Origin of the sequence: Corynebacterium sp. HMSC063G05 (assembly GCF_001810555.1) — a bacterium.
GTDB lineage: Bacteria > Actinomycetota > Actinomycetes > Mycobacteriales > Mycobacteriaceae > Corynebacterium > Corynebacterium jeikeium_D.
In genome coordinates this window covers 78,020-92,100 of the sequence record NZ_KV801865.1, presented here as the reverse complement: position 1 = coordinate 92,100, position 14,081 = coordinate 78,020, and the positions used below count along the sequence as shown (strand labels likewise).

The 14,081-nt window shown below is 60.4% G+C and carries 13 protein-coding genes; 2 read left to right on the top strand and 11 right to left on the bottom strand.

Going from position 1 to position 14,081, the window contains the following annotated elements:
* Positions 1 to 137 precede the first annotated feature (137 nt).
* Positions 138 to 1,490, top strand: a complete 1,353-nt coding sequence (locus HMPREF2751_RS09680) for an HNH endonuclease signature motif containing protein (protein ID WP_070595934.1) — start codon at positions 138 to 140, stop codon at positions 1,488 to 1,490.
* Here HMPREF2751_RS09680 and glmS read toward each other — a convergent pair.
* A complete protein-coding gene (gene glmS / locus HMPREF2751_RS09675; protein WP_070595933.1) occupies positions 1,473 to 3,347 on the bottom strand; it encodes a glutamine--fructose-6-phosphate transaminase (isomerizing) in 1,875 nt (624 codons plus the stop codon). The two genes, HMPREF2751_RS09680 and glmS, sit on opposite strands and share 18 nt — an antisense overlap.
* Before the next feature lie 111 nt (positions 3,348 to 3,458).
* Between glmS and HMPREF2751_RS09670 the strand changes: the two genes are divergently transcribed.
* The gene (locus tag HMPREF2751_RS09670; RefSeq protein ID WP_049169967.1) at positions 3,459 to 4,310 is read left to right on the top strand and encodes a dienelactone hydrolase family protein; all 852 of its coding nucleotides are present in this window, start codon (positions 3,459 to 3,461) and stop codon (positions 4,308 to 4,310) included.
* A gap of 15 nt (positions 4,311 to 4,325) precedes the next feature.
* Here the strand turns inward: HMPREF2751_RS09670 and HMPREF2751_RS09665 are convergent, their stop codons facing one another.
* The 10 genes from HMPREF2751_RS09665 to glmM all read right to left on the bottom strand — a co-directional run bounded on the left by HMPREF2751_RS09665 (position 4,326) and on the right by glmM (position 14,005).
* On the bottom strand, positions 4,326 to 4,607 hold the full coding sequence (locus HMPREF2751_RS09665) for a hypothetical protein (RefSeq protein ID WP_049190377.1): 282 nt from the start codon (positions 4,605 to 4,607) through the stop codon (positions 4,326 to 4,328).
* The gene (locus HMPREF2751_RS09660; RefSeq protein ID WP_070595932.1) at positions 4,607 to 5,902 is read right to left on the bottom strand and encodes a hypothetical protein; all 1,296 of its coding nucleotides are present in this window, start codon (positions 5,900 to 5,902) and stop codon (positions 4,607 to 4,609) included. Before HMPREF2751_RS09660 ends, HMPREF2751_RS09665 begins: the two co-directional genes overlap by 1 nt.
* Entirely contained in the window at positions 5,902 to 6,237 is a 336-nt protein-coding gene (locus HMPREF2751_RS09655; protein ID WP_016422101.1) for a hypothetical protein, read from the bottom strand. The genes HMPREF2751_RS09660 and HMPREF2751_RS09655 overlap by 1 nt, the downstream gene beginning before the upstream one ends.
* A gap of 100 nt (positions 6,238 to 6,337) precedes the next feature.
* Positions 6,338 to 7,528, bottom strand: a complete 1,191-nt coding sequence (locus tag HMPREF2751_RS09650) for a hydroxymethylglutaryl-CoA synthase (RefSeq protein ID WP_070595931.1) — start codon at positions 7,526 to 7,528, stop codon at positions 6,338 to 6,340.
* Positions 7,529 to 7,725: 197 nt separating this feature from the next.
* On the bottom strand, positions 7,726 to 8,781 hold the full coding sequence (locus tag HMPREF2751_RS09645) for a hydroxymethylglutaryl-CoA reductase (NADPH) (RefSeq protein WP_016422099.1): 1,056 nt from the start codon (positions 8,779 to 8,781) through the stop codon (positions 7,726 to 7,728).
* A 93-nt stretch (positions 8,782 to 8,874) separates the two neighbouring features.
* Positions 8,875 to 9,972, bottom strand: a complete 1,098-nt coding sequence (locus HMPREF2751_RS09640; RefSeq protein WP_070545660.1) for a phosphomevalonate kinase — start codon at positions 9,970 to 9,972, stop codon at positions 8,875 to 8,877.
* A gap of 12 nt (positions 9,973 to 9,984) precedes the next feature.
* Positions 9,985 to 10,962, bottom strand: a complete 978-nt coding sequence (mvaD, locus tag HMPREF2751_RS09635) for a diphosphomevalonate decarboxylase (RefSeq protein ID WP_070429834.1) — start codon at positions 10,960 to 10,962, stop codon at positions 9,985 to 9,987.
* Positions 10,959 to 11,984, bottom strand: coding sequence for a mevalonate kinase (gene mvk / locus HMPREF2751_RS09630; RefSeq protein WP_101687816.1), 1,026 nt, complete (start codon positions 11,982 to 11,984; stop codon positions 10,959 to 10,961). Before mvk ends, mvaD begins: the two co-directional genes overlap by 4 nt.
* 4 nt (positions 11,985 to 11,988) lie before the next feature.
* Positions 11,989 to 12,645, bottom strand: a complete 657-nt coding sequence (gene idi, locus HMPREF2751_RS09625) for an isopentenyl-diphosphate Delta-isomerase (RefSeq protein ID WP_016422095.1) — start codon at positions 12,643 to 12,645, stop codon at positions 11,989 to 11,991.
* Positions 12,646 to 12,661: 16 nt separating this feature from the next.
* Positions 12,662 to 14,005, bottom strand: a complete 1,344-nt coding sequence (gene glmM / locus HMPREF2751_RS09620; protein ID WP_016422094.1) for a phosphoglucosamine mutase — start codon at positions 14,003 to 14,005, stop codon at positions 12,662 to 12,664.
* Positions 14,006 to 14,081 lie beyond the last annotated feature (76 nt).

Below are 14,081 nucleotides of genomic sequence, written 5' to 3'. Positions count from 1 at the left end.
AATTTGTAAGCGAAAGTTCTTTGTCCGGTGCACAGGGGTTGGCGGGACTGGTTGACACAGCCTCTCCATGCTTCTCTCCACCACAGAACTCAATCTTCAATTCTCCGGCGGACACGTAGTAATCAGGGGGATAACCAATGTCATCGCCGCCCACAGAACTTCCAGCACCAGGTCAAAAGCCCTCATGGGCCAACCAGCAATCCGACGACCCGATTAGCAGCGCGGCCCGTGCCATCAACGCCGCAGACCTTCAACTGATCGATATCTGCGCTCCCGGTGAGGAGGTCGATGTCAATCACCATCTTGCCCGCATAAGCATTCGAACCGGCCTTAGCCGCGGCAAGTGTTCTACGCTGTGCGAAATTGCGCTGATGTTCGAACGCCTACCAAAAGTCCGGGCTCTCATCGAATCCACCTTCTGTTTCTCGTTAGCCCATCTCCGCGCCATCGCCAATGGCGTTGCCGGGCTGTCACCAGATCAGTTCGACACGGTAGAGCCCCATCTTTTGGAAATGCTCACTCCGACGCGACCTCGACAAGCAATGGTTGGTGTCTACACGCTGTCTCGTCTAATCGGCGACTTGGTTTCTGAGTACAACGACTGCGCCCGCAACGACGGCACCCAACGGGTTCCAGAAGGCGAAGCGGTCGCACTCTCCGACACGGGCGATGGCAAGCACAAAAAGGTCACAGCAATCCTTGAAAACGACCGCGCGACCGAGCTCATGGCCAGGATTCAGGGGATTCGCAACACAGCAATCAATCGTGGTGAACAGTGCACGCAGGCGGAAGCGCTACTACAGCTGGCACAGAAATCGACCAATGCCGAGATTGTCATCAATGTCTACCGCGAGGTCGGCGGTGGGCCAGCATGGATTGATGGCGTCGGCTGGTTGAGCGAGGTAGCCACCGAAGAATGGCTTGCCCGCGCAACTCACATCCGTATCTCCGCCGACAGCAAGGTGGATGGTTACCGCCCCACCGAGAGCCAGGTGGCTCGCGTCCGTGGGCGTGACGGTACCTGCCGCTTCCCCGGCTGCGACGTCCCGGCAGCCAAGTGCGACCTGGACCATATTCAGCCGTACAACCACGACAATCCCAAGCAGGGCGGGCCGACTGACACTGAGAATCTGCACTGTCTCTGCCGCCGACACCACAATCTAAAAACGCACGAGGGCTGGGATATCGACAGATACCCCGACGGAACAGAAGTGTGGACTTCCCGTAATGGGGACACCGCGACTAGCATTCCGGTTGGGCCGCTAAAGAACGTCGGCAAGCAAACTTTTCATCAGCGTGTGACACGGAAGATGAAGACGATTCAGAAACGCAACCTCGATTGGATGTTGTCATTTTGCCATGTATCCGATGAGGTCTGGGACCTATCCGAGGAAGAAGCAAAACGCATCGAGTCCCTCACGGATGAAGAACTCGATGCGGAGATTGAGCAGTACCGACGAAAGCAGGACGAACTACTCGACGGTGACTGACTTAGCCAGGTTGCGCGGCTTATCGATGTCCTCGTTACCGCACTGGCGAGCGATCTCAGCTGCCAGGAACTGCATCGGAATCGTAGACAACAGCGGCTGGAGCAGCGTGGACGTCTCCGGGATTTCAATCAGGTAGTTCGCAAAAGGAACCACCGACTGATCCCCTTCTTCGGCAATCACGATGGTCTTGGCACCACGGGCACGAATCTCCTGGATGTTGGAGACAATCTTGGAGTGCAGCACGGCGCGCCCCTTCGGCGATGGCACTACGACGACGACCGGAAGATCATCCTCGATGAGTGCAATTGGGCCATGCTTGAGCTCGCCTGCCGGGAACCCCTCTGCGTGAATGTAGGCAAGCTCCTTGAGCTTCAGCGCACCCTCAAGTGCGACTGGGAAACCAACGTGACGGCCGAGGAAGAGCATCGTCGGAATAGCACCGATTTCCTTGGCCGTGTCGATGAACTCATCGCCCTTAGCGACGACCTTGTCAATCAGTGCCGGGATGGTCTCCAGCTCTTCAAACTCGCGAGTGACCTCGTCCGGGTACTTAGTGCCGCGTGCCTGGGCAAGAGCCAAACCGACCAGGTAGTTTGCGGCTACCTGCGCCAGGAACGACTTGGTTGCAGCAACACCAATCTCCGGGCCGGCGTGCGTATAGAGCACGGCGTCAGACTCACGTGGAATCTGTGCACCGTTGGTGTTACAGACAGCCAGCACGCGGGCGCCCTGGCTCTTTGCGTGTCGCACGGCCTCAAGGGTGTCAGCAGTCTCGCCCGACTGCGAAATAGCGACCACCAGCGTCTGGCGGTCCAGCACCGGATCGCGGTAGCGGAACTCGGACGCGACCTCAATCTCGACCGGGATACGAACCCAGTGCTCAATGGCGTACTTGGCCAACAAACCGGAGTGGTATGCGGTACCACAGGCGACGACGAAGACCTTCTCGATGTCACGCAGATCTTGGTCACTCAGGCGGGACTCGTCGAGAACGATGCGGCCGTCAACGAGGTGACCGGCCAACGTATCGCGGACGGCGGCAGCCTGCTCGTGGATTTCCTTCATCATGAAGGAGTCATAGCCACCCTTTTCGGCTGCGGCGAGATCCCAGTCGATGGTGAATGGTCGACCCTGCTGCTCGTTGCCGGCGAAATCCAGGATGCGGTAATCATCTGCGGTGATGATGACGACGTTGTCCTGCCCCAGCTCCACGGCCTCGCGGGTGTGCGCGATGAAAGCCGCAACGTCAGAGCCGAGGAACATTTCGTTTTCGCCCACTCCGACAATCAGCGGAGTGGAGCGACGAGCAGCGATGATGCGATCCGGGTGGTCTGCATGAGTAAACAACAGCGTGAAAGCACCCTCGAGGCGGTTGAGCACGGACAGCGCAGAGGCCTCGAAATCACCAGCGGTAGATCCGCCGTCGGAACCGTCCAGGGCACGTGCGAGCATGTGCGCGGCGACCTCGGAGTCGGTTTCGGACTTCAGCTCAATGCCGGCATCCTCCAGCTCCTGACGTAGCGGAGCAAAGTTCTCGATAATGCCGTTGTGGACGATAGCCACCTTGCCGTCATAGGACTGGTGTGGGTGGGCATTCTCATCAATTGGGCGACCGTGGGTAGCCCAACGGGTGTGCCCAATTCCAGTGGTTCCAGTGATTTTGTCGCGCCCATCCGCGTCAAGGGCAGCCTCGAGGTTGGCGAGTTTACCGGCCTTCTTCTCTACAGTGATATGCCCCTGATTGTCGACAATGGCAACACCCGCGGAGTCATAGCCACGGTATTCCATGCGTCGTAGCGCATCGACAGCAATATCCAGGGCGGGCTGATGGCCCACATATCCAACGATTCCACACATGCCCTACAGAATAACCCGCGAAGCGGAAAATCGTCATAACGAAATAGACATTCTCGCTCATCCTGGCACTTTTTCAGCAAAGGTATGCACCTTATAGTTAAGCTATTCACTGTGGCTGACAACTTGAAGACTCTGACATCTAATCTTTCCAAGCGTGGACCGCACCGCGTCATGGTCGGTGACCTAGCTTTTACTGGCCTGCCGGGAAAGGTCTACACGCCTGCCGAGGGCAATGGCATCCCCGGTATCGCCTTCGCACACGATTGGCGCACACCGATTGAGGAGTACCACGCCACGCTGCGTCACCTAGCTTCGTGGGGCATCGCGGTCGCTGCTCCGGACACCGAAAATGGCATCGTGGCAGATCACCGTGGTCTCGCCAACGATTTGGAGACAGCGCTCCAGATTCTCGCTGGTGTCCGCCTCGGTGAGGGCAAGGTCGTCGTCCACCCGAAGAAGCTTGGCGTTGCCGGTCACGGCATGGGCGCGGGTGTAGCCGTCCTCGCCGCTGCTGGTCACGACCTCATCTCCGGCGTTGGCTGCGTCTTCCCCGCAACTACCGCGCCTTCCTCCAGCGCCGCTGCAACTAATGTCTCGGCCCCGGGCCTCGTCCTGGCCCCTGGCGAGGATCAGTGGCTCGATCGCGGCAACCCGGCTCGCCTGGCTGTTCAGTGGAAGGGCGATGTCGTTTACCGCGAAGTAGACAAGGCTGACCAGGGCAGCTTCTCGGAAACAACTCTTCTCCGTCGTCTAGCGGGCTTCTCTTCCTCCAAGGTGAAGTACCAGGAGGTCGCGCGCGCCGCACTCACAGGCTTCCTGCTGGCCACGGTCGGTGACGACAAGAAGTACTCAGATTTCGCAGACCCGACCGCCACTATCAAGGGCACAACTAACCGCGACATGGAGTGGCTCATCAAGGAGCTGCCGGAAAACCCGGAGCACTCGCTGATTCCCGGCAAGTAGTCACTAGGCCACGCTTCAGGACACGCCCCGAATCGACTTCACCGTCGGCGTCCCTTTCCCCGCCCGCCCGAACAACCGCGTAACGGTTCCCTTCGGTCGGGCGGTTTTTTGTTGCTTTTCGACGCCCGCCGCCACCTCCCTCTCCTTAATTTCGCGTGCTTTACGACGCTCCTCCAAACCCTGCAATTCTTTCTGTGCCCTCTGTACCGCCGTATCGAACTCCTGCCTAGTCATTGCAGCAGCGTCGTAATAGGCCTGCCCAATCCGGTCATATTTCGCGGCATGCTTACTCCCCATTACCACTCACCTGCCGTTGGCGAATTGACCGCGCCCACAAGCTCCTGGGCGTTGGGCTGCTCAGGGGGCTCGGGCACAGCTGAAGCAGATTCCTGCACTGATGCTGCCGAATCCTGGGCTGGTGCTGGCTGCGGCTCTGCTTGTGGTTCTGGCTGCGGTTCCGCTCGCTGTTCTGCTTGCGTCTCCTGTGGCAGCTCGATTCCCAAGTGCTTTAGTTTCTCAGCTGGAGGAGGCGGTTCAGGAACATTTTCAGGTTCGGGCTCGGGTTCAGGTTCGGGCTTGGGTTCAGGTTCGGGCTTGGGTTCTGGTTCGGGTTCCGGCACACAGTCCTCCGGCGCAGGAGCTGGTGCTGGTGCTGGTGCTGGCGCAGGTGCCTGTTCGCACACTGGCTCTTCCGTCTCCGTGCACATGTCTAAGTTGAGCAGTGAGGACGCGACACTGCCTGCAACCCCGACAGCTCCCGCAATTCCAGCGATACTGGCCGCCCCGGCAGCGCCAATGGCACCTCCAACGGATATTCCAGCAGCAACGCCTGCCTCTATCCCAATATCAACGTTGGCAACGACCCCAATTCCACCAGCGGTAGCACCGTTGCCACCGGTTACAGTAGCTCCTTCGCCACTCCCAGACTCAGCCACCTCTGCACAGGCCGCCGAGGTAGCACCCGAACTGGCTGGAACAGTAGGAGGCTGCGGCGGGGTGGCGACCACCGCGGCCTCAGTGTCACACGCTGCCTGCTCAAGACACTGCTCGATGCAACTATTACGCGCATCGTAGAGCTGACCAGTGGAGTCGACGAGACTGTTACACACCTGCTGGGCCACTTGTGCGGCTTCGGCGCCGACCTCCGGATCGTCGACAAGCGCTTCGCACTGAGAGAGGATGCCGTCGGTTTGCTCAGCCATATCTTCGGCCTGCTTCTCGCAATCCTCAAGGACCTCGTCGACTTTCTTGCCGCACTCGCCGACGCTCTGCGCGCCATTGGCGGACTGCTCATCCTGATTCGCACAGTCCTGCGCGGCTTTATCACAGCGTTCCTTGGCGGCGTCGGCGGCATCGCCTTTCAAACCGCCCCAATCGAAAGCCATAGCAATAGTTATCGCGGAGGCTATCAACCCCACGGAGTTAGAGAACTTGGATAGGGCGCTGCCCTTCCAGCCGTCAGCGCGTCGCACTTTATCCAAGACTTTGGGCAGATTCTTGCCGATGTCGCCAACCCCGCGCTTGGCTCCAATACGGCTTCCACGGCCAATAACACGCACCAATATCGGAAGAATTCGAGCAACCCATGGCATCAGTCCACGACCTCAATTCCACCGAGGTCGGCGCTCCCGTCGCTGTCACAGCCTGCAAAGACACGCCACTGTTCCCGCACTGCCGGAGCATGATTGCCAAGTCCCGCGTACATCGATTGCCCGTGCTCACGCAGCCTCGCTGCCGCCTGCTGCAGACGGCGCCCCTGGGCGGCAAAACCCTGGCCACAATCTGCTGCGGAAATATCAGGAGCGCTTCCCCACCGCTCATGGCCTTCACGGCCGCGCTGCTCGATCTCTCGGGCAGCCGCTGTCACTGCATCTTCCGAAAAGTGCAGCAAGCCTCCGCCACTGCCTCCAGTAAAACGTGCGGACACGAAAAATCCCCTTCCCCGCGAAAAACAGTTCTTATTACTGTTAGGCGCGAAAAAAGAGGATTCGGTTCCGTCTAAGTACTAGCGCGGGTGCCCCCGGGGGCTAACGAGCGCGGTAGATGCGCTTACACCCCTCAACACCGGTGAAGCTGAATGGACCGGTGCCAATCAGTGCGTCGTCTCCCAGGTTTGAGTACTCACCCGGATCTTCATGAGTCACCTGAGCGTGGCGGTAGTAGGTCGGATCATCGAGCTTTACGCGTTCATCCAGTTCACGAGCATTATCTGCGGCGCGCAGCTGGGACTCGTAGCCCTCGACCACATTGCCGGTGAGGAACTCAGCAACCGAGCCGGAACCGTAGGAGACAACAGCGACCTTCTTACCAGCCAGGTCCTTCTCGGTGTCCAGCAGCGAGAGCAGGCCGAAGTAGGCCGATGCTGTGTAGGAGTTACCGATGATGCGGTTGTACTCAGTGGTTGGGCCGAGCTGGCGGGCCTCGTCCTCCGCGGTGAGCTCCACACCGTTATTGGCCGAAAGCTGCCGGTGCGCCTTGTAGGCCATCTTGGTAAACGGCTGGTGGTAGCTGAAGTAGTCAATCTCGCTGAAGTCCACGCCGCCGCGGGCACGGTAGTCCTCGTAAGCACCCTGAACAGCGTCGATGTAAGCACTAATAGAGAGCTTGCCCTCCACCAACGCCTGGCTGCGGTGGTTCGGACGCCAGAAGTCCATAACTTCGCGGGTGAAGACGCCCGAAGCGGCATCGATAGCCAGGATGCGCGGATTAGCGGTCACCAGCATGGCTACAGCACCTGCGCCCTGGGTCGGCTCCGCAGCGGAGTCCAGGTCATAGCGGGCAATGTCGGAGGCGACAACGATGACCTTCTCCTCCGGATTGCGGGCCACCAAAGCGCACGCGAACTGCAGCGCCGCGGTACCGGAGTAGCAAGCCTGCTTCAGCTCGACAGATCGCGCGTGCGGGTCAAGACCGACCAGCTCGTGGACATAGACAGCAGCGGCCTTCGACTGGTCGATACCGGTCTCAGTGGCGAACATGATGGTGCGCACGCCGTCGATACCGTGGCGGTCAACGATCTTCTTCACCGCGGCCGCGGCCATCGTCACCGGATCTTCATCAGAGGCAACCACGCTGGAGCGTTCCTGCCCCAGGCCCTTGTGGTACTTTGCCGGTTCCGCTCCGAGTCGGGGCGCAATATCGGCGAGGTCAATGCAGTACGAACCCGTCGCAAAGGCGATGTCATCAATACCGATCGGGGTCACATTGCTTGTTGTCATCAAAACCGTGCCTTCACTACCTCTACAGATTTTTAAGAAATAACGGGCAACGAAACATCCCCCATGTCATCAGAGCGACCATCAGAGCAGTCATCAGACCACGGGAGATTTTGCCCACAAAATGTTAATTGCCTACTACAGAAATCTAGCGCGTTTACCTGAGATTTGTCTTAGGTTTTGCGAATTGTTGCAAAGCACTACTTCGCACGCTCGATAGAAACGTGCGCCTCCATCAGCTCCCCCGGGTTCGTCTGTGCCGCGAGCAGGGAAAGCTCACCACACCAGACGATTGCCGCGCAGCACGCTGCTAGACGACGGGCATTCTCGCCCGGCTCACGGTCCTCCTTGCAGCCCAGCGCTGTGAGATTCTTCTCCACGAAGTCCAAGCCCTTGCCGTTGCCCACGGAACCGACGATCAAATGTGGCAGGGTGCAGCTAAAGCGCACGGAGCCGTCGTCAAGCGCCTCTACCTGCGTCAGCCCCTGCGAGCCTTCGACGATATTCGCAGCGTCCTGACCGGTAGCGAGGTAAAAGCCCAGCAGCATATTGGCGTAGTGCGCATTACCGCTGCGCAGCGAACCGGCCATGATGGAGCCGACGAGGTTCTTGCGTTCGTTGAGCTCAGCCAGGCGCTTGGCAGTTGTGCGCAGACGCTCGCGGACAACCGGCTCCGGAATGACGGCCTCGGCGATTACGTACTTACCGCGGCCCAGAATGCCATTGACTGCGGAGGTCTTCTTATCGGTGCAGTAGTTGCCCGAGATGGAGCCATAGCCCAACTCTGGCATCTGCTCCATCAGGTAGGACATCAAACGCTCAGACGCCAGCGTGGCCATGTTGTGGCCCGAGGCATCACCGGAGAAGAAGTCAAAGCGGACAAAGAGAAGACGCGATGCGATCTGGAAGTGAATATCTACCAGCTTGGCAAAACGCGAGGAGGACTCCACGACCTTCTTCAGCTCGTCATAACGAGACAGGATGTTGTCGCGCGCAATGACGGCATCCGCTGCCGAGTCGAGAGTGAAAATCACCGATCGGGTCATCTTCTCACCGACGAAAGTGCAGGTAATGCCACCTTCGATCATGCGGGAGACCTTCGCACCGCGACCACACGACGGCCACAGCGGGGTCTCGTAAGTCGCCAGCGGAATCTTCACCTCGTCATTCATGACGTTGCCACTAATGCGCACCGGACCAATCCAGCTCAGCGGTACGTGTGCATATTCCAGGTCGTGCGAGCTCTTTTCAGCCATTGTCCTATGCGACCCTTTCTAGCTGCATGCAGCTTCGGTTCCCAGCTTCTGTAAATTTCAGCTGTCTTAAATTCTACGGTCAAAAAACTGTGGTCAAAGTTGAGCGGCCAGCTTCAGCGGCAACGGCTGGATGCCAGCTGCTTGCCAGCGCGCGGTGATGTCTGTGGCAGTCTCTCGGGTCGAACTCTCAGCATCGGCACCATTTGAGGCTCCCACCAGCGCAATTCCACAGTCGCCACCGCCGGAGCCACTGCTCTTACCCGCAGCGCCCGCGGCATCGGCGATGTCGGCGAGCGCTTTCAGCTTCTCCGTCTCGATGCACACCGCACGCTCGCGCTCGTAGGCCTGCAGCAGCGCCCGATTCTCGCGCAGGCAGGCAAACGCCGCGGTGCGGTCTCCGTCGGCAAGCGCCTGCCAGAGCTTTTCGCTTATCGACGAGACCCCGCGCACAAAATCACGGTCTGCGCCACCGGCCTTCTTCAACTGCGAGTCCGTCTTCACCGGACTGCCCGTCCAGCCGACCAACAGTTGTAGCCCCCCGAGGTCGGCGCGGGCATCAATGCGAAGATTCGGCCACGGTGCCGCCACGGCGGCGACAGGATCGGCCGCCACGAGTTCTGCGAGCGCTGCCGGATTCGGGCGGCGGTAGAGTACCGCCCCTCCGTGCGCGGAGCAGGCGATATCGCCGCCGGAGCCCGCCGCACCGGCCAAGAGCGTGGCCACCATCGCAATCTTGTAGACCCGCAGCGAATCGAGCTCCAGACCAAGGTGTGCCCCTAGTGCGCGAGTCACAGCCACAGCGACAGCCCCGGAGGATCCCAGGCCATACTTCGCACCGCTGGCGGAGTCATCGAGGTCCGATTCGATAACGATATTGATGGGGCTCTCTGGGGTGTTTTCCAGCTCGCCCGCGGCAATGCGATAGACCAGCGAAATCGTATGGGTAGCGATGTCATCTGGCGCATCCACGTCAATGACGCGCCCCTGCGGGCCGTAATAGCTGGAGTACACGCGAGAGACCGGCTGCGATGGGTCGGCACCGTGGCACCGAACCGTCACATAGCGGTTGACTCCTGCGATGACGGCCAGACCCTCGACATCCATCACCGCATACTCACCAGTGAGGTACAGCTTGCCGCAGCCACGGCCGATGGACTCGCCTTCGATAGGTCCGCCTTTAGCGTTGCTCAACTACTCCCCCAGCTACACCAGGTATGCGCCAGGGCCTGAGCCGGAAACCAGCACGTCAATATCCTCGAACTCTGCGCGGAAACGATCCGCGATGGTCTCGGCATCGCCGCTGCGGCACAGCACCTTCACGTTCGGCCCGGCATCCATGGTGGCGTAGCACTCGGTGCCCTCGTCACGCAGCGTAGCGACGAGATTGAGAGCCGCCACTGAATCCGGATTCCAGTAACGCACCGGAGGAAGAGCCCCCAGCATAGTGGCGTGCATGCGCATGGCATTGGCCTCGGCAAGCTCGCCGACCGCAGTGAAGTCCGCAGCGGCGATGGCGGCCTTCATGTCCTCGATATCGCGGGGCACCTGCTCCACCCAGGCCGGGAAGAACGGTGATGTCTCGACCGTGCGACGCATGGCGGCACGGCTGTCAATCTTCTTGCGCCCCGGGGCCAAAACCGCCACGACCAGGGAGAGGTCCAGGCCGGAATCCGGCAGAGCCACTGCGTGGCTGGAAGCATCGTCATCGCCGGGCAGCCACTCAACGAGGCCGCCGAAAATAGAGCGACAGGCCGAGCCCGAACCGCGACGGGCCAGAGCCGAGAGCTGTTCCGGGGTGTAGTCCAGGCCGTAGGCCTTCGCCGCGGCCAGCGCGAGCGCGCCAAAACCCGACGCGGACGAAGCCAGACCCGCACCCGTCGGAATCTCGTTGGTGCTGGTCACCTCTGCGAAGCTAGTGCTGCCCGCACGCTCGCGGACCAAATCCAAAAACTTCTGGACACGGGAGAGGTCCTTACCCACCATCTCCTGGCCGTTCAGAGTGCCCGAGTCGGCGGTGACGCTGGGATCGTCGATAAGCGACACCGTGGTCGTCGTCGGAGCGATGCCCAGAGTAAGGGACAGCGAACCTGTGGCCGGTAGCTGCACGGCCTCATCGCGCTTGCCCCAGTATTTAATCAGGGCGATGTTGGGATGAGCGACGGCGGTAGCGGTCGTGGTCACGAGGGATTTACCTCCACAGTCCAAGTAGCAACGGCATTGGCGCCCATCATGGCATGGCTAATCAGTTCCGCGTGATCGGCGGACTCTGCCAGCGCCATCACACAGCCACCGCAACCGGCACCAGTGAGCTTTGCCCCGTGGGCACCTGCCAGTCGGGCGGCAGTGACGAGATCGGTGATGGACTCATGCCCAACACCTAGTTCTTCTAGCGCTTCCTGCGCCGAGTCCATGCGATGTCCCAGACGGGCAAAATCGCCCTTGGCCAGGTTGTGCACCGCGCCATCGGCCAGCTGCCCCAAGTGGTCCAACAACTCTTGGCCGTGGACTCGGTGGGAATCGACGAAACCACGCACGCGGGCAACGGCCAGCGACGTCGAACCACGCACACCGGTATCCCCCAGCACCAGCCACATCTTCTTGGCCACCTTCAGCGGATGGAACTCACCCTGCTTGAAGTAAACCGGACGCGATGCGCGGGCAACCGTGGCATCCAGGCCAGAGGGGTTACCGTGCGCCAGACGCTCAGCTTCCTGCACCAGGTCAAAGCGCTGACGCTCGGTCAGAGTGCCATCGGCGAGGTCACGCACTGCGTCGATAAGCGCATGTGCCACTGCGGCAGAACCACCCAGCCCTGCGGCGGGCGGGATACCAGAGCGGAGACGAACCAGCAGGTCGCGTTCGGGAATACCGAAGGTGCGCAGGCCAGCGCGGAGTGCAGCGGCGATGGAGGCAAAGCGCTCCGGCAGCTCGTCGATGTCGATGACCTCGCCGTCCATGGAAAACAGGACTGGAGAATCCTCCACGCGGTCAATCCACGCCATCGTGCGCAGCGACGTCACCGGCAGTGCGATAGCCGGCTTGCCGTAGACGACAGAGTGCTCGCCCAACAAAATCGACTTGGCATGGCCTTCACCGAATGCGGCACCCTGTTCATTGGCCAGGGCATAGAACTCCCCGGTCTCCAATTCCTCGGACTTGTCGAGGCCGAAGTCGTCGACGCTGGCGTTTTCTACGCTGGTCACGAAGCTACACATCCTTTTCCGAAACCGACTGTGCGGCAGCCTGCGCCTCTGCGGGGCCATGGATACCCGGCACACCCGCAATGTCGAAACCGTACTTGGAGAACTTCTCCGCCCCGACACCCCAGACGTGGTTAAACCACTCCGTCATCGGTTCGTTCGCGCGACGTTCTGCGAGCTCCTGCGGGGTCACGTACACCACTTCATCGACCTCATCGGGGTTGATATCCACCGACTTCGGATCGACGATGCCGGCGTACACGTGGTTGTACTCGTGCTCTGCCAATCCCGAACGATCATCGATGACCTGGTAGATAACAATGCCGATTTCCTCCAACTGGGAGACATCCGCACCGAGCTCTTCCTTCGCACGACGCTCAACGGCATCGGCCACCGGCTCCCCCGGCAGTGGGTGCGAGCAGGTCGCATTCGTCAGTAGCAGTGGTGAGTGATACTTCGACTCCGCACGGCGCTGCAGCAGCATGCGTCCCTGCTCATCGAAGAGGAAAAGAGAAAAAGCACGGTGCAAAATTCCCGGCGGAACGTGTGCTTCAAGCTTGCCGACGGTACCGAGAACCCGACCGTCACGATCGACCACCTCTACCTGGATGTCGGCTTCACCCGGGGCAAAGCGGGCTTTAATGTCCTCTGGCGCGTCATTCATTTCCACACTCCTGACTCTAGACTGCGGCCACAACCGCAGCTAACTCCCCGGCAATCTTGCGGGCCGATTCCGCATCGGCGGCCTCCACCATGACGCGGAAGAGCTCCTCGGTGCCGGACGGGCGCAACAGCACGCGACCGGTGGAACCCAGCTTCTCCTCGGCTGCATCGATGGCGGCCTTGACCTCATCAGACTCCAGAATTGCGGCCTTGTTGGACACCGGCACGTTGATAAGAGTCTGCGGCAGCACCTTCATTACGGAGGCCAGCTCAGCCAGAGACTTACCGGTGCGTGCCATCCGCGCCATGAGGTACAGACCGGTGAGGGTGCCGTCACCAGTGGTGGCGTGATCCGGAATGACCACATGCCCCGACTGCTCACCGCCGAGCGAGTAACCGCCGGCGTTCAAATCTGCCAGCACGTAGCGGTCGCCGACCTTGGTGGTACGCAGGGCGATATCGTTTTCCTCCATCGCCAGCTTGAGGCCGAGGTTACTCATCACAGTGGCCACCAGCGTGTTGTGGTGCAGTAGCCCCTCTTCCTTCATGGCGACGGCCAGGATGGCCATGATTTGGTCACCATCGACGATGTTGCCCTGCGAGTCCACAGCCAGGCAGCGGTCGGCATCGCCATCGTGAGCCAGACCCAGATCCGCGCCGTGCTCCAGCACTGCCGCGCGCAAAACCTCAATGTGGGTGGAACCGCAGTTGTCGTTGATGTTGTAGGAGTTCGGCTTGTCATGAATAGCGACGACGTCGGCACCGGCGGCCGCGTACGCCATGGGGGCGGCCTGCGAAGCAGCACCATTTGCACAATCCACTACGACGCGAATGCCGTCGAGCTTGGTGCTGACCGCACGGGAGAGGTGGAACAGGTAGCGGTCGAGCCCGTCTGGGGCCTCCTCGATGACACGCCCCACTCCGGTGCCCGTGGGTCCGGTCTCCGGCAAGTTGTGGAGAGCGTGTTCGATTTCCTTCTCCACCGCGTCGTCAAGCTTGGTGCCGCCCGCGGCGAAGAACTTGATGCCGTTGTCCGGCATGGGGTTGTGAGAAGCCGAAATCATCACACCCATGTCGGCACCGTAGTCGTCGGTGAGGAAAGCGACAGCCGGAGTGGGCAGCACGCCGACACGCAAAACGTCGACGCCCTGGGAAGCCATGCCGGCAGACAGCGCTGCGGCGAGCATCTCACCGGAGACACGCGGATCGCGGCCAACAATGGCCAGGGGACGACGCCCCGACGGATTCGTGCCGCTAGTCAGCACAGTGGCCGCAGCAGCGCCCAGCCGCATTGCCAGCGGTGCGGTCAGAGTCTTATTCGCCAAACCGCGGACGCCATCAGTTCCGAAAAGACGTGCCATTGTTGCTAGACCACTCCTTGGGGGTTTTATGAGTTTTGGTATCGCGGACTATTGCATTGTCAATGCTGTATTACTT